Origin of the sequence: Pseudothermotoga sp., from assembly GCA_025060105.1 — a bacterium.
Lineage (GTDB): Bacteria > Thermotogota > Thermotogae > Thermotogales > DSM-5069 > Pseudothermotoga_A.
The window spans coordinates 84,948-99,601 of record JANXCS010000002.1 but is presented as its reverse complement, the minus strand read 5'-3'; the positions used below and the strand labels follow the sequence as shown (position 1 = coordinate 99,601).

The window sequence follows — 14,654 nt, the reverse complement described above, 5'->3', positions numbered from 1 at the left end:
TCATGACGAAGATCGTTGTGGAACTTGTTAGAAGTCCCATAGGTTATAAGTACGATCAAAGGGCTACCGTGAAAGCTTTAGGTTTGAAAAAGTTACACGATAGAGTTGTTAAACCTAAGACACCCCAGATACTCGGTATGCTTGAGAAAGTCAAACATCTGGTCAAAGTAGTCGAAATTTCGGAGGAGGAATGAACCATGACGCTGAGACTAGAAGACCTCAAACCGACACCAGGTTCCATGAAGGAGCCGAAGCGGGTAGGTAGGGGTATTGGTTCTGGACATGGTAAGACCAGTGGTAGGGGAAACAAAGGTCAGAAAGCGCGAGGCAGTGGTAAAGTGCATCCTTGGCACGAGGGTGGTCAAACACCATTGCATAGGAGATTGCCCAAAGTGGGTTTCAACAGTTTTGTTCACAGAGAGTATGCGATTGTAAATTTGAAAACTTTGGAGGAGAGATTCGACGCAGGTGAGGAGGTAACACCAGAGAGATTGCTTGAAATGGGTGTGATAAGGAAAATAAAAGATGGGGTAAAGATCCTGGGAGATGGGGAACTGACTAAGCCATTGATTGTGAAAGCCCATGCTTTCAGTGAGAGCGCTAAGAAGGCTATAGAAGCGATCGGAGGAAGGGCAGAGGTGATATGACGTGTGGAAAGCCCTCCAGAATGCATTCAGAATACCTGAATTACGTGACAGAATAATTTTCACCCTTCTAGCACTCATTGTATTCAGGTTAGGAATTTACATTCCTGTACCTGGCATAAACATCCAAGCTTGGGCAGAAGCGTTCAAACGTTTCAGTGGAGCAGCAGCTGGTGGAATAATCAGTTTTTATGATGTGTTCACTGGTGGCGCGCTTGAGAACTTTTCCATTTTTGCAATGAGTGTCACACCCTATATAAACGCATCGATAGTCTTACAACTGTTGTCCTCGGTTATAACCAAACTTCGTGAAATGCTCAGGGAAGGTGAAGAAGGTCGAAAAAAATTTGCTAAGTACACCCGCAATTTGACAGTAGTTCTTGGGGCTTTTCAGTCATTCATCGTTTCGTTCAGTTTGGTGAGACAGAGTCCCGATATCGTCGCATACAACTTACATCCCATGATGTTTGTGATCATATCTACTGTGTCCATGCTTGCTGGCACGATGTTTCTGTTGTGGCTCGGCGATAGAATAACGGAAAAAGGTATCGGTAATGGGATATCGATCCTTATCTTTGCAGGTATTGTGGCGAGGTATCCAAGTTATTTCGGTAGCGTTTTACTCGGTAATCTCAATCTATTTGGTTGGATTTTCTTGATCGCAATAGCTGTGATAACTGTCGCAGGTATCATTTATGTTCAACAGGCAGAACGCAGGATTGCCATACAGTATGCCACACGAGTCGTTGGAAGGCGTGTTTATGGTGGTGCTTCCACTTACATTCCTATAAAAGTCAATCAGGGTGGTGTGATACCTATCATATTCGCAAGTGCGATTGTTATGATACCAGCGGCAATCGCTGAAATGGTCGGCTGGCAATGGCTACGTGTCATTTTTTCACCTGGGAATGTTCTGTACATAACACTTTACGGTCTTTTGGTGTTCTTCTTTACTTACTTTTATAGCATCGTCGTTTTTGATCCTCATGAAGTTTCAGAAAACGTAAGAAAATATGGTGGCTTCATTCCTGGTATAAGACCTGGAAAGTCAACAGAAGAATATATTCAACGCGTGCTGAACAGGGTCACTTTCATGGGAGCAGTGTTTTTGGTTGTGATAGCGCTCTTGCCTCATTTTGTGGAATCAGTCACGAGAGTCAACATAGTCATAGGTGGTACATCAACACTGATCGCCGTTGGTGTGGCGTTGGATGTTTTACAGCAAATGGAGGCACACATGATCATGAGACACTACGAAGGATTCATGAAGAAAGGATTGAAGTGAAATGAGGATTGTTCTGCTTGGCGCACCGGGAGCTGGAAAGGGTACTCTTGCGAAGGACTTGATTAAATTTTTTGGTGTTCCTCATATTTCGACAGGAGATATGTTTAGGGAAGCTGTTTCGTCCGGTTCAGAACTCGGTAAGCAAGTGGAGCAGATTTTGAAGTCCGGTGCACTCGTACCAGACGAGATAGTCAACAAGCTTGTGAAGGAAAGAATATCCAGACAGGACTGCGAGAACGGTTTCATTTTCGATGGTTATCCAAGGACTCTCCAGCAAGCTTTGGCATTGGATGAGATGTTGAAATCGATGAACAAAAAATTGGACGCAGTGCTGCACTTGAAAGTTAGCGAAGATGTGGTGGTTAAAAGATTGACGAGCAGAAGGATTTGCCTGAAGTGTGGTAAAATTTATAACTTGCTGTCCATGCCACCTAAGGAAGATGAACTGTGTGATGATTGTAAAATCAAGTTGAATCAACGAGATGATGATAGAGAAGACGTTGTAAGAAAGAGGTTTAGAGTCTATAATGAACTAACGGCACCGCTGATCGATTATTATAAGCAAAAAGGTATTCTGTTGGAACTTGATTCCGATGCAAATCATGAAACAGTCGTTGAGGAAGCTTTGAAAGCTTTGAGAAAGGTGAGACGTTGATCAGGATCAAATCGAAACAAGAATTGGACAGAATGAAAGTTGCTTGCAAAGCTGTCGCAATTGTTTTAGAAGAAGTTAAAGACATCGTTTTGGAAGGTGCTAGCGCTGCCGATGTGGAGGATTTTGTGATGAAAAAATTCAAGGAACTCAAAGTTAAACCAGCTTTCAAAGGATACAGAGGCTACAAATATGCCACATGCGTGTCAATCAATGAAGAGATTTTACACGGGGTACCGTTGAAAAGGAAAGTTTTCAAGGCAGGAGACATTGTTTCTGTGGATGTTGGTGCGATCTACGAAGGTTACTATGGGGATGGTGCTAAAACTTACTGTGTTGGAGAAATTGATGAATCGGGGAGAAAACTCGTGGAGGTAGCAAAGCAAGCTTTGGAAAATGCTGTCAGTTTTGCAAAGAAAGGTTACAGAGTCGGCGATATATCGTACGCTATACAAAGCTTTGTTGAAACTGCTGGATTCAATGTTATAAGAGACTATGTTGGACACGGTATAGGAAGACAACTACACGAGGAACCCGAAATACCAAACTATGGGACTCCACACACTGGAGCTGTTCTACTGCCCGGAATGACGTTGGCGATAGAAGTTATGGTGTGCGAAGGTGACTGGAAAACAGAGTTACTGGATGATGGTTGGACGGTTATCATGGCTGATGGAAAACGCAGTGCTCATTTTGAACACACAGTGCTCGTTGGTGAGGATGGAGCTACAGTTCTTACGGTTGTCGAGAGGTGATGTTCTATGCCTAAGGAAGACGTGATCAAAATGGAGGGTACTATTGTTGAGGCTCGAAGGAACGCTACGTTTCTTGTTGAACTTGATAATGGGCACAAAGTTCTCGCCCAGATCTCTGGAAGAATGAGAAAGAATTTCATAAAACTTCTTCCCGGAGATAGGGTTGTCGTGGAGCTGTCGATATACGATCTCAGCAAAGGTAGGATTGTTTACAGGAAGAAACTCGACAAGAAGTCCGATGTAGATGAAGAAGAGGAAGAAAGGAGCTGATAAACCATGAAAGTTCGATCTTCTGTGAAGAAAAGATGTGAGTACTGTCAAATCGTGCGGAGAAAGGGTAGAGTACTTGTGATATGCAAAGTCAATCCGAAACATAATCAAAAGCAAGGTTGAGGAGGGAAGCGAATGGCACGAATCATGGGAGTCGAGCTGCCCGCAAATAAAAAATGCTTTGTTGCGCTCACTTACATATATGGCATCGGAAAAACGCGGGCGATGCAAATACTTGAAGACACCGGGATCAATCCTGATAAGCGTGTGAAGGATCTCACAGATGAAGAGGTCAACAAAATAACTAAGTACATTCAGGATCATTTTAAAGTTGAGGGGGAACTCAGAGCTGAGGTGAATAGAAATATCAAACGTCTGATAGACATAGGCTGTTACAGGGGAGTTCGTCACAAACTTGGCTTACCTGTTCGTGGTCAAAGCACACGTCATAATGCGAGGACCAGAAAAGGTCCAAGGCCAAGTAGGATCAAGACCAAGAAAAAGAAAGAACAAGCTGTTTGATGCTTGAGGAGGGATGATGCGTGGCAAGAAGATCGGAAGGTAAGAAGAAGAGAAAAGTACTGATCGATCGTGCGGTCGTTCACATAAAGTCTACCTTCAATAACACGATTGTCACGTTAACGGACCAAGAAGGAGCAGTTCTCACGTGGGCCAGTGGAGGCACAGTGGGGTTCGATGGAACAAGAAAGGGTACACCATACGCTGCTCAACTTGCAGCTGACAAAGTGGCGAAGGAAGCTTTGAGGATGGGTATAAAGAGAGTGGATGTATTGGTGAAAGGACCTGGGCCAGGTCGTGAAGCGGCTATAAGGACTTTACAAGCAGCAGGATTAGAGGTTGATACGATCAAAGATGTGACACCGATACCCTTCAACGGTTGTAGGCCAAAGAAGAAAAGGAGAGTGTAGAAAGAGGAGGGAAATTGAATGGCCAGATACACTGGACCCGTTTGTCGTCTTTGTAGGAGAGAAGGAATGAAACTCTATCTCAAAGGTGAAAGATGCTTCACAGAAAAGTGTGCATTTGACCGTAGACCTTTTGCTCCGGGAGAACACGGCAGAAACAGAGGTAAGACATCGCAGTACGCATTTCAGCTCAGATCTAAACAAGTGATGAAGAGGATATACGGAATTCTGGAACGACAGTTCAAGAGGTATTTTGACCGCGCACTAAAGATGGCCGGCGATACACGTGAAAATCTTGTCAAGCTAGTGGAATCACGCTTGGACAATGTGGTTTTCAGAATGGGCTTTGCAATCAACAGAAGACAGGCCAGACAACTCGTTACTCATGGACATTTCTTGGTGAACGGTAAAAAGGTGAACATACCGTCTTACCTGCTGAGACCAGGAGACATCGTTGAAGTCAAGGAATCCAGTAGATCCATAGATGTTATCAAGCGATCTTTAGAACTTGCGCGTGGTAGGACAATAGCGCCGTGGATACAAGTAGATTTCGATGCATACCGTGGAACTTTCGAGAGAGCTCCTAAGCTCGAAGAACTCACTGATTTGCCCGTCGATGTCCAAGCTATCGTTGAACTTTACTCGAGGTGATGTGGATGGAATTCATGATACCAAAAAAGCTGAAGGTAGAGGAAGAGAGGGCAGAGGCAGATCATTACTACGCTCGGTATGTTTTCTCACCTCTTGAGAAGGGCTACGGTATCACCATAGGTAACGCTTTGAGAAGGGTACTTCTGTCTTCGATACCTTCCATAGCGATCGTTGGCGTGAGATTCTTAAAACCAGAGAGATTTCATGAGTTCGATACACTACCAGGGGTTAAGGAGGATATATTGGAGATCATCCTCAATCTGAAGAAAGTTCAGCTTCGAGCGGAGATTCCAGTCAAGGAAAAGTTGAAAATGACAGTTGAAAAGAAAGGTCCTGGTCTTCTCTTGGCAGGTGACATAAGGACACCCGCCGGCATAGAGGTGATGAACCCAGGTTTGAAAATTGCGACTCTTGACGACGAAGCAGATCTTGTTTTCGAGCTCTATGTACAAGCAGGTAAGGGTTTTGTACCAGCTCAAGAAATTGAAGAACATCCGGAAATAGGTTCAATACCTATCGATGGTGTGTTCTCTCCAGTTATTAAAGTTAACTTCAAAGTGGAGAGTGCAAGGGTAGCCAAGCGTACCGACTACGATAAATTGGTTCTTGAAGTTTGGACGAAGAAAACTATTTTTCCGCACGAAGCTATGAAGCGTGCAATCGATACACTCATCAATCATTTCAAAGTCATAGATGAAAGTCTGCCATCAACTATGGCACCACTCTCGGCAGAATTTGTAGCGGTTATAACACAGGAAGAAACTTCAGCAGAGCAGATGTCACACAGCGAGGAAGAATCCATATATTCTAAAAAGATAGATGAACTAGAGCTCTCGATCAGGTCTCTGAATTGTCTCAGGCGAGATAAAATTGAGACCATAGGGGATCTGTTAAAACGTACCGAAGAAGACCTTCTAAAAATCAAGAATTTTGGACCGAAGTCCTTAGAGGAAGTCAAGCAAAAACTTTTCGAAAAATTTGGATTGACACTGAAGAAGGGAGGATGAACCTGTGAGACATAGGATGGTTAAGAACAAAATAGGTTCCTATGGAAGTCATAGTCGAGCATTGATCAGGAATCAATTGCGTGAGATCGTTGAGCATCGTAGTATAGTAACAACGATTACGAAAGCAAAAGTTGTCAAACGCTTTTTCGATAAACTAATGGCGAAGGCAGTCAAGGCGGCCAAAACAACCGATAAGAACGAATCGATTGCCCTGAGAAGACAAATAAATTGGTACCTATGTGATAGAAGGTTGACAAATAAATTGGTTGACGAGATTGCGAAGAACTTGGTCGACAAGAATAGTGGTTTTTCAAGAATTGTAAGGATAGGTCAAAGGAGAGGCGATGGAGCAGAAATGGTTCTTCTACAAGTCGTTGAGAAGAGCAGTGAATGAGCCTCTCCCTGCTGGGGAGAGGCCTTCCCCCTTGTCAAACACTTTGGTATTTGGTAGAATATTTTTGAACAGAGATTCTCCACCAGTTTGCCTTCCATGTCATGTGTTCCAACCTTGAGGATCGATAACAGAATAGTCCTGATTGAGCTTTGTTCCATCCACAAGTTTTCTGGAGGTGTTTTGATCAATGAACAACGAACATGAAAGAAACGAACCAATAACTGTGAAAATCAACGATCTAGAACAAATGACCATCAAGCAATTGTATGAACTTGCAAAGCAGTATGATATACCGCGCTATACGAGCATGCGCAAACGTGACATTATATTTGCTATTTTAGAAGCTCAAGCTAAATCTCACGGTTTGATTTTCGGAGAGGGTGTATTAGAGATTCTCCCAGAAGGATACGGTTTTCTCAGAAGCAGCGACAATTTGTTACCGAGTTCCAACGATATTTACATTTCACAGTCTCAAATAAAGAAATTCAACCTCAACACGGGAGACATCATTTCAGGTGTCATAAGACCTCCAAAAGAAGGTGAAAGGTACTTCGCTATGATAAAGATCGAAGCTGTGAATTATAAATCACCAGAGCTCAGCAATGAAAGGGTGAACTTCGAAAATCTCACACCAGATTATCCTAGAGAACGTTTCATCCTTGAAACCAGCCGAGACGTACTCTCGACTCGTTTGATAGATCTCTTCGCTCCAATGGGCAAAGGCCAAAGAGGGCTCATCGTTGCACCACCCAAGGCGGGAAAGACGACGTTACTGAAAGAGATCGCGAACGGTATTGCGGTGAACCATCCAGATACTGTCAGAATTGTACTTTTGATCGACGAGAGGCCTGAAGAGGTTACGGACATAAAAGAATCTGTGAATGCCAAAGTGATCGCAGCTCCATTCGATATGGCCCCTGACAAGCAGATCAAAGTTGCGGAGTTGACACTCGAAATGTCAAAAAGGCTCGTTGAATACGGCTATGACGTGGTCATATTGCTGGACAGCTTAACCAGGCTCGCACGAGTTTACAACATACAGGTACCTCCGAGTGGTAAGCTTTTGAGTGGTGGTGTCGATCCAGCCGCTTTGTACAAACCCAAGCATTTCTTCGGCGCGGCAAGGAGCACACGCGAAGGGGGAAGTCTGACTATCATCGCAACTGCATTGATAGAAACTGGCTCGAAAATGGACGAGGTCATATTCGAGGAATTCAAAGGAACCGGAAATATGGAATTGGTTTTGTCGAGGCAGCTTGCGAACAAGCGAATCTTTCCAGCCATCAATTTACAGCTTTCTGGTACTAGGAAAGAAGAATTGCTCTTGAGCGAGAGCACTTTGAAGAAGGTTTGGATTCTCAGAAGGATGTTGGCGGGCATGACGGAAGAAGAAGGTTTAACGTTGATACTGAGAAAACTTCAAGAGACGGAGACCAACGAGGATTTCCTCGCATTGATAGATCAGCAAAAGGTGAAGTATTGAGCAAGAGGAGGTTTCCAATTGAACGTCATAGGTGTTGATCTGGGTGGAACGAACTACGCTGTAGGGCTCGTTGATGAAGATGGAAAGATTTTAGCGAGGATTGAAGGAGAAACTAAGGTAGATGAGGGACCAGATGCTGTTGTTGAAAGACTTGTAGATTCAATTCTCAACTTGAGCAAGGAGAGTTCAGTCTCAGCCGTTGGGATTGGATCACCTGGAAGTATTGATCACGTAACGGGTACTGTGAAGTTCTCGCCAAACTTCCCTGGGTGGATAGACTTTCCTCTCGCGGAGAAGATAGAAAAAAGAACCTCATTGAGAGTCTTCGTTGAGAACGATGCTAATGCTTACGCTCTCGGTGAAAGAATGTTCGGTGTGGCGAAAGGTTTGGATCACGTCGTTTGTCTCACGCTTGGTACTGGCATAGGTGGTGGGGTAATAACACACGGTATTCTTTTGAGAGGTAGTACGGGCATCGGAGCTGAATTGGGACACATGAATGTTTTACCCAACGGTCCAAAATGTGGTTGTGGCTCTCGAGGATGCTTGGAAGCTTTGGCTTCGGCCACGGCCATAAGGAATTTTGTGAGGGAAGGTTTTGAGAGACACCCAGAGTCCTCTCTGTTCAAGTTGAAGAAACCAGAGTTCGTCACACCGAAGGATGTATTTGATCAAGCGAAACTCGGTGATCATTTTGCCTTGCAAATCTTCAACACGGTTGTAGATGCTCTCGCTGTGGCGATTGGAAGTTTGGTGAACATCTTCAACCCTCAGATGGTGGTTATCGGTGGCGGTATGGCCAACGCTGGAGACTTCTTACTTGATCCTGTTAAAGAACGGGCAAAAAATTATGTTTTGCCAACGATGGTTGGAACATACAAGGTTGAATTGAGCCGTCTTGGCAAGGATGCAGGTATCCTTGGTGCTGCATCTATTGTCTTCGAGAGGTTGTTTGAACGATGAAACTTTTATTGTTGAGCGATACTCACGTACCTGTTTATTTAAAATCTCTTCCAAAAAGCTTAGCTGATTTTGCTAAAGAGGTTGACACCGTCGTTGGCCTTGGAGATTATACCAATTTGAACACCGTTCTTGAACTCAAAGCGATATCTAAAAATTTCTACGGTGTTCATGGTAACATGGACGAGATAGATGTGAAGGAGAATTTACCACAGGTTTTAGTCGTACGTTTCGGTCCTTTCGATGTAGGCTTGTGTCACGGTTGGGGACCGCCTTATCAGATAAGGGAGAGGATTCTAAATCTTTTTGAAGAAAAGCCACAGGTGATTTTCTACGGACATACGCACTTCATTGATGATTCGGAACTTAAAAATGTGCGCTTTATTAATCCGGGAAGCTTTGGTGAAAATGGTAGTGTTGCCATCGTTGAAATATGTGGTCAAATGCTCACGGTCAACTTCAAAAAATTGTCGATCACTTGATATGTGAAATAAAGGATGTTGTCTCAAATAGAGAAGTTGTTGTGGCATTTTCTGGTGGTGAGGACAGCAGTTTAGCAGCCTATCTCTGTAAGCTCGTCGTTGGACCTGGACGTGTGATTCTTGCAACTGTCGATTGGGGTCAGTTCACTTACCAAGTAATCAAAGACAATATCAACAGACTCGCAACAGATCTAGGATTGAGACATGTTTATTTGGATGGAACCAAACGCCAGAGAAACGTTTGGAAATATGGTCCAAACTGTAATGGTTGTACTAGATTTGCCAAGCTTGGAACAGTTCGGGAGAACTTTCCGGATCAATTGATAGTGACTGGTTCGAACCAATCGGACAGCTGGGGAAGATTTGGACCGAAAATTCTTGCGGGTTTTTATTCTCCTCTAAAAGAACTCAGTAAATCTGAGATCCGACAGTTGATAAGCTTCTTTCAAATCGAACCGGTGAAGATTGGTGAATCTTCCGTTCGTGAAGGCTGTAAATTGAAGCATCTTATGAAAATGTTGATCAATCCAGATTATCATGGTAAGGCTGTTTCCGAGGCGAACGAGTTACTCCTCAAGTTTCTACGGTACAAGGGTAAGTCAGTCAAGCTGGCAAATGTGAAGATCATCGGCCCTCTTTCAAAAAACATCGCACTCGTCAACGTTTATCCGCACTTGGAAGATGTTGAAAAGCAGGAAATTTTTCTAACTCTGAAGGATTTGAATGTTATCGATGAGATATACGTGCTGGATCGAGCGGTGAGGCTAAAAATTCTGGTCAATCCGGGTTTGTACAATGATCCCTCAGCACTCGAAGACATCTTTACAGGTTTCATTGAGAGAGACTTTGCTGTTCCGGTGAGCGTAGTTTGGATCAAGGCTCGTAACAATCGTCTAAGAACTTTTCAAGTGGTGGATTTCGAGTATGAATAGTTTAAAAGATCTTTTGAGATCTTCCTGCAAAAAACCCATCTTATTGATAGTTCCCACCGAGAAAGAAGCTTCACAAATCGCGAACATCCTGAACGGTCAGTACTTTCCAGACCACGACGTGTTTCCATTCGAAGATGTGCCAGTATCGTTTTTCGTTCGAAAAAATCGCATTGAAGCGTTGTGGTCCATTTTGAATGGAAAATGTGACCTCGTTGTAGGCACACTGCATTCGCTGAGTCGATTCACAATTTCTCCAGATAATCTCAAGCGGTTCTCCAAACACTTTCTGAGGGGAGAAAAGTTCGTAGATGTTCACTGGATCAACATGGTAGGTTACGATAGGTCTTATCTAGTTCGTGCAGGTGGAGAGTTCTCAGCGAGAGGAGATGTAATAGATATCTTTGCGCCACTTTATGAGAAACCGGTACGTATTGAACTTTTTGGTGAAGTGATCGAGGACATCAGATTCTTTGATGTGGTGACCCAGACTTCTTGCGGTAAATTGGATGAATTTGTTCTCTTACCTGCTCGCGAATACATCAATGATGATCACTGTTATGACACGATGGTTGGAAAAGTAGGCTCAAGAGCCACTATATTCGATTATGGATCATTCGAGATTTTCTTGGTCAATTCACCTAAGTGCTTCGATGAGTTCGCAAAGTTAGAAAGACAGATGAAAGAGTTTCTTTCAGATGAACAGCACAGCGAATATAGAGTTTGTTCAGGTTTAACCTTGGTTGAACTCGAGAATCTGTTGTCCGAAGCAAACCATATAGAACTGGATACGGAAAGGCTAGAGTTCACTGAAAAGAGAAGCAAATTGCACCAGATTCCCATCATTGAAGAGGATGAATTGAGTGTTGGAGATCTCGTGGTTCACGAGAAATATGGCATAGGTCTCTTTGAGGGAGTTAAACCCATCAGAAACGTTCTTGGCACTAAGGAGTATGTAGTGATAAGGTACGAAGATGCAACTGTTTATGTGCCAGTTGAGAGACTGGATAGAATTCATAAATACGTTGGAGATCCAGATGTAAAAATTGACCGACTCCATTCTGGAACTTGGAAGAAACGACTCGAAAAGGTCAGGGAAGATTTAAGGAAAAAGATCGCTGAACTAGTAGATATACACACAAAAAGACAACAAATTAATGGATTAAGGCTCGCTGGAGATGCAGAATTGGAGAAAAAATTCGCTGAAACTTTTCCATACGTTGAAACGGAGGATCAATCCGTTGCGATCCAAGAAGTGCTTGAAGATCTCGCAAGCGATCATCCTATGGACAGATTGCTGTGCGGTGATTCAGGTTATGGAAAGACAGAAGTCGCTCTAAGGGCAACTTTCAGATGCGTTGTCAGTGGAAAACAAGTCGCTCTACTCGTTCCCACGACAGTGCTCGCAAGGCAGCATTACAAACTGTTCAAGCAACGTTTGGAACCTTTTGGAGTAACCGTTGCATTACTGGACAGATCAGTTTCAAAATCAGAACGATCGAGGATAATCAAAGACTTGAAGGAAGGAAAATTGGACGTTGTCATAGGAACTAGCATCTTGTTATCAGAAAATGTGAGATTCTCAGATCTCGGTTTGGTGGTGATCGATGAGGAGCAAAATTTCGGGGTGGAGCAGAAAGAAAAGTTCAAGAAGATCAGGTTAAATGTGAATGTGCTGTCTTTGAGTGCAACTCCAATACCGAGGACTTTGCATATGGCGCTCAACGGTATGAAAGACATGAGTGTTTTAACGACACCCCCTTTGGGAAGATTGCCTGTGGTGACCTACGTAGCACGTTATGATGAAAGGCTCATTAGAGGGGCGATATTGAGGGAGGTCAACAGGGGGGGACAGGTGATATACGTTCATAATCGGGTTGAAGATCTGCACGACGTTTTTGAAAGAGTCTGCAGACTCGTGCCCGAGGTACGAGTAGTAATGGCGCACGGGCAAATGAGTACAAAAAAATTGACAGAGGCCGTGAAGAGCTTCTACGAGCATACGTCTGATGTGATCGTGTGTACTTCGATTATGCAGAATGGGATTGACGTACCTTCTGCGAACACGATAATAGTGGACGACGCTCAAAGGTATGGTTTGGCTCAGTTATACCAACTCAGGGGAAGGGTTGGTAGAAGTGATAAAAGAGCGTTTGCATATTTTTTGTTTGATTCTGAACTCAGCTCCTCTGCTTCCAAGAGGTTACAAGTCATCAAAGAATTTTCTGGCCCTGGAAGTGGCCTGAAAATAGCACTCAAAGATATGGAAATCAGAGGTATCGGGACTATCTTTGGATTTGAACAACATGGTAATGTGAACTCGATAGGTCTCAACATGTATTTGCAGCTGTTAGAGGAAGAACTTCACCGAACAATTCGTAGCGCGAGCTTTGAACGAGCAGATGTTGAAATCGAAGGAATAGCTGGTTCTTTCTATATACCTGAAGATTATATTGAGAATGAGATGGAAAGACTCAGAATTTACAGAAGACTAGCCTCTTGTAATGATCTAAAAAGTCTCGATGATTTGAAGTCAGAGTTGAGAGACAGATTTGGTAGATTGCCAAGTCAAGTGGAACAATTGATAGATCTTTTTAGAATAAGGTTGGTGGCGATCCAGAGAAACGTAAAAAAGATCATCTTTGATGAGGGGACTTTAAAGATCTATTGTGAAAGAGATTCGATGAAGATCCCAGGAAAGTACGTTTATAACGAGAAGGAAAAAGTTTACCTATTGTACAACGTGCCGGCCGAAAAGAGCTTGAATTTGCTCAAGAGGATATTTCTAAAGGATTGAAAGAAAGATGTAGCCTTTCTCGGCGAGTAACACAACTAAATCTTTTTTTGTGCCTTTCGTGCTTTCCTCAAGCTCAACTATTAACTCTCTACCAACCACGACCATCTTTTTTACACAATCGATGGGCACATTCTTGTAAAAACCAATGAAGCTGAACGAACCAAGATTTTCCTGCGAAATCAAGGTTCGAATGCTTTTTAGAATCTTCTTCTTATCATCATCGTTTATGGTTGATGGTTTGAACCGAACGGTCTTGAGGAGAGGAACGTTTCGGTCTTTAACTTTCACCACGAAAGAGGATTCTTTTAAAATAACATCGAACTTAAGGTTGATCTTTTTCGAAGGTGGTTCGATCCTCATAACAACGCTGTTGATCGTGCTAACAGATTTTTCAAATTTTACATCCTCTGTCAAAGGTTCTTTTTGTTTCAATGTTTGATCTTTTATCTTCACCGAAGAGGATTCGATCAAATGATGGTTTATTCTCAACGATGAATAAAGTTGCACCTTGTTTATGTGGCATGTCAAAATAGCGCTCAGGATGGTTAAATTCAAATCAGATTGCTCACATTTAATGTTGGGCTCACTGATTGAAAGATCAAGCGCATAGATTTTTATGAATCCAAGTTCGAGTTTCAATGTTTGAAATAGTTGATTCAGGAATGACATACAAACTCGAGCGCTTTAGTGAGTCTCTGGAAAGGTTCCATGATGTCGAACTCTTCGACGATTTGTTTCAGTTTTTCTATCTTGTCCTGAGTGAAATTCGATTTGGCGATGAATTTCAAACTCTCTCCTTGGAGAGGTATAACACACTCGTTTGGTTCAGTGTTTTGAAATTGATCAGATTTTGGAGTTAAATAGGAAGACACATAGTAAACTTGATCGGAACTCTCGACGAGAGTTATGTTGTCGGTGAGAAACATCTCTGGTTTTTGTTCAACGTTTTTTAAAAGATTTTTGGCAATGATCTCCACCGTCAGGTAGAGATCCAGTGACTTTCCATAGAGTATCCTTTGTAAGGGCGTTGGGGAAACAGGTTCAGTGTATTTAAATTCTTGGGGAATACCAAATTCGTCGACTATCAGGACTGCTCCCACGTATTTTTCATCGATCTTTCTGGTACTTATGTATCCTATCTTCATAACCTCACATCCAAAATGGTTCCCTTGCCTTCCTCCCGTTCCTCACGAACAATGGGTTTGCGAGAAGAAGGCCTGTAGAAAGCAGAACTCCTCTCTTCGGTTGAAGAGCCAACCGTTTTCCCTTCTATCCCACTACGAGGGTTAACTGTGCGCAATTGATGTTCTGATCTCTGTACCATCTGAGTGTTTGCTAAATGAGCCAGTGCTATATGTGTATTTATTTGTTGAGAGGCAGATAGAGAGACGTCCACCCCTCTGACAATTACCGTTTGGA

The 14,654-nt window shown here is 43.0% G+C and carries 19 protein-coding genes; 17 read left to right on the top strand and 2 right to left on the bottom strand.

Going from position 1 to position 14,654, the window contains the following annotated elements:
* The first annotated feature begins 2 nt into the window (after window positions 1-2).
* The 17 genes from rpmD to NZ875_02085 all read left to right on the top strand — a co-directional run bounded on the left by rpmD (window position 3) and on the right by NZ875_02085 (window position 13,235).
* Entirely contained in the window at window positions 3-194 is a 192-nt protein-coding gene (gene rpmD, locus NZ875_02165; protein MCS7174543.1) for a 50S ribosomal protein L30, read from the top strand.
* Between the two features lie 9 nt (window positions 195-203).
* Window positions 204-647, top strand: a complete 444-nt coding sequence (gene rplO / locus NZ875_02160) for a 50S ribosomal protein L15 (GenBank protein ID MCS7174542.1) — start codon at window positions 204-206, stop codon at window positions 645-647.
* 1 nt (window position 648) lies between these two features.
* Window positions 649-1,929, top strand: coding sequence for a preprotein translocase subunit SecY (gene secY / locus NZ875_02155; GenBank protein ID MCS7174541.1), 1,281 nt, complete (start codon window positions 649-651; stop codon window positions 1,927-1,929).
* Between the two features lies 1 nt (window position 1,930).
* Window positions 1,931-2,584 carry an adenylate kinase gene (locus NZ875_02150; protein MCS7174540.1) on the top strand — a complete coding sequence of 218 codons (654 nt, stop codon included), beginning with the start codon at window positions 1,931-1,933 and terminating at the stop codon, window positions 2,582-2,584.
* Window positions 2,581-3,336 (top strand): type I methionyl aminopeptidase, encoded by a 756-nt coding sequence (gene map, locus NZ875_02145; protein ID MCS7174539.1) that lies wholly within the window; start codon window positions 2,581-2,583, stop codon window positions 3,334-3,336. The genes NZ875_02150 and map overlap by 4 nt, the downstream gene beginning before the upstream one ends.
* Before the next feature lie 6 nt (window positions 3,337-3,342).
* Window positions 3,343-3,606 carry a translation initiation factor IF-1 gene (gene infA, locus NZ875_02140; GenBank protein ID MCS7174538.1) on the top strand — a complete coding sequence of 88 codons (264 nt, stop codon included), beginning with the start codon at window positions 3,343-3,345 and terminating at the stop codon, window positions 3,604-3,606.
* 6 nt (window positions 3,607-3,612) lie between these two features.
* The gene (gene rpmJ, locus NZ875_02135) at window positions 3,613-3,729 is read left to right on the top strand and encodes a 50S ribosomal protein L36 (GenBank protein MCS7174537.1); all 117 of its coding nucleotides are present in this window, start codon (window positions 3,613-3,615) and stop codon (window positions 3,727-3,729) included.
* Window positions 3,730-3,741: 12 nt separating this feature from the next.
* Window positions 3,742-4,128 (top strand): 30S ribosomal protein S13, encoded by a 387-nt coding sequence (gene rpsM, locus NZ875_02130; protein MCS7174536.1) that lies wholly within the window; start codon window positions 3,742-3,744, stop codon window positions 4,126-4,128.
* A 20-nt stretch (window positions 4,129-4,148) separates the two neighbouring features.
* Entirely contained in the window at window positions 4,149-4,535 is a 387-nt protein-coding gene (gene rpsK, locus NZ875_02125) for a 30S ribosomal protein S11 (protein MCS7174535.1), read from the top strand.
* A gap of 18 nt (window positions 4,536-4,553) precedes the next feature.
* Window positions 4,554-5,183: a 30S ribosomal protein S4 gene (gene rpsD / locus NZ875_02120; GenBank protein MCS7174534.1), complete on the top strand. Its 630-nt coding sequence runs from the start codon at window positions 4,554-4,556 to the stop codon at window positions 5,181-5,183.
* Window positions 5,184-5,188: 5 nt separating this feature from the next.
* On the top strand, window positions 5,189-6,190 hold the full coding sequence (locus NZ875_02115; protein MCS7174533.1) for a DNA-directed RNA polymerase subunit alpha: 1,002 nt from the start codon (window positions 5,189-5,191) through the stop codon (window positions 6,188-6,190).
* 4 nt (window positions 6,191-6,194) lie between these two features.
* The gene (rplQ, locus tag NZ875_02110; GenBank protein ID MCS7174532.1) at window positions 6,195-6,584 is read left to right on the top strand and encodes a 50S ribosomal protein L17; all 390 of its coding nucleotides are present in this window, start codon (window positions 6,195-6,197) and stop codon (window positions 6,582-6,584) included.
* Window positions 6,585-6,771: 187 nt separating this feature from the next.
* The gene (rho, locus tag NZ875_02105; GenBank protein MCS7174531.1) at window positions 6,772-8,067 is read left to right on the top strand and encodes a transcription termination factor Rho; all 1,296 of its coding nucleotides are present in this window, start codon (window positions 6,772-6,774) and stop codon (window positions 8,065-8,067) included.
* Between the two features lie 18 nt (window positions 8,068-8,085).
* Window positions 8,086-9,030 carry an ROK family protein gene (locus NZ875_02100; GenBank protein ID MCS7174530.1) on the top strand — a complete coding sequence of 315 codons (945 nt, stop codon included), beginning with the start codon at window positions 8,086-8,088 and terminating at the stop codon, window positions 9,028-9,030.
* Window positions 9,027-9,509 (top strand): metallophosphatase family protein, encoded by a 483-nt coding sequence (locus NZ875_02095; GenBank protein MCS7174529.1) that lies wholly within the window; start codon window positions 9,027-9,029, stop codon window positions 9,507-9,509. Before NZ875_02100 ends, NZ875_02095 begins: the two co-directional genes overlap by 4 nt.
* Window positions 9,506-10,441 (top strand): ExsB family protein, encoded by a 936-nt coding sequence (locus NZ875_02090; GenBank protein MCS7174528.1) that lies wholly within the window; start codon window positions 9,506-9,508, stop codon window positions 10,439-10,441. Before NZ875_02095 ends, NZ875_02090 begins: the two co-directional genes overlap by 4 nt.
* A complete protein-coding gene (locus NZ875_02085) occupies window positions 10,434-13,235 on the top strand; it encodes a helicase-related protein (GenBank protein ID MCS7174527.1) in 2,802 nt (933 codons plus the stop codon). Before NZ875_02090 ends, NZ875_02085 begins: the two co-directional genes overlap by 8 nt.
* On the opposite strand, the gene NZ875_02080 is transcribed toward NZ875_02085, so the two are convergent.
* Both NZ875_02080 and NZ875_02075 read right to left on the bottom strand, forming a co-directional pair.
* Entirely contained in the window at window positions 13,224-13,904 is a 681-nt protein-coding gene (locus NZ875_02080; GenBank protein MCS7174526.1) for a hypothetical protein, read from the bottom strand. The two genes, NZ875_02085 and NZ875_02080, sit on opposite strands and share 12 nt — an antisense overlap.
* Window positions 13,892-14,380, bottom strand: a complete 489-nt coding sequence (locus tag NZ875_02075) for a hypothetical protein (protein MCS7174525.1) — start codon at window positions 14,378-14,380, stop codon at window positions 13,892-13,894. Before NZ875_02075 ends, NZ875_02080 begins: the two co-directional genes overlap by 13 nt.
* Window positions 14,381-14,654 lie beyond the last annotated feature (274 nt).

Coding starts and splice junctions, on each gene's coding strand:
- NZ875_02085 (MCS7174527.1), top strand. CDS start 10,434: ATGAATAGTTTAAAAGATCTTTTGAGATCTTCCTGCAAAAAACCCATC.
- rpsD (MCS7174534.1), top strand. CDS start 4,554: ATGGCCAGATACACTGGACCCGTTTGTCGTCTTTGTAGGAGAGAAGGA.
- NZ875_02095 (MCS7174529.1), top strand. CDS start 9,027: ATGAAACTTTTATTGTTGAGCGATACTCACGTACCTGTTTATTTAAAA.
- NZ875_02150 (MCS7174540.1), top strand. CDS start 1,931: ATGAGGATTGTTCTGCTTGGCGCACCGGGAGCTGGAAAGGGTACTCTT.
- rpmD (MCS7174543.1), top strand. CDS start 3: ATGACGAAGATCGTTGTGGAACTTGTTAGAAGTCCCATAGGTTATAAG.
- NZ875_02115 (MCS7174533.1), top strand. CDS start 5,189: ATGGAATTCATGATACCAAAAAAGCTGAAGGTAGAGGAAGAGAGGGCA.
- rpmJ (MCS7174537.1), top strand. CDS start 3,613: ATGAAAGTTCGATCTTCTGTGAAGAAAAGATGTGAGTACTGTCAAATC.
- rho (MCS7174531.1), top strand. CDS start 6,772: ATGAACAACGAACATGAAAGAAACGAACCAATAACTGTGAAAATCAAC.
- rpsM (MCS7174536.1), top strand. CDS start 3,742: ATGGCACGAATCATGGGAGTCGAGCTGCCCGCAAATAAAAAATGCTTT.
- NZ875_02075 (MCS7174525.1), bottom strand. CDS start 14,380: ATGAAGATAGGATACATAAGTACCAGAAAGATCGATGAAAAATACGTG.
- infA (MCS7174538.1), top strand. CDS start 3,343: ATGCCTAAGGAAGACGTGATCAAAATGGAGGGTACTATTGTTGAGGCT.
- NZ875_02080 (MCS7174526.1), bottom strand. CDS start 13,904: ATGTCATTCCTGAATCAACTATTTCAAACATTGAAACTCGAACTTGGA.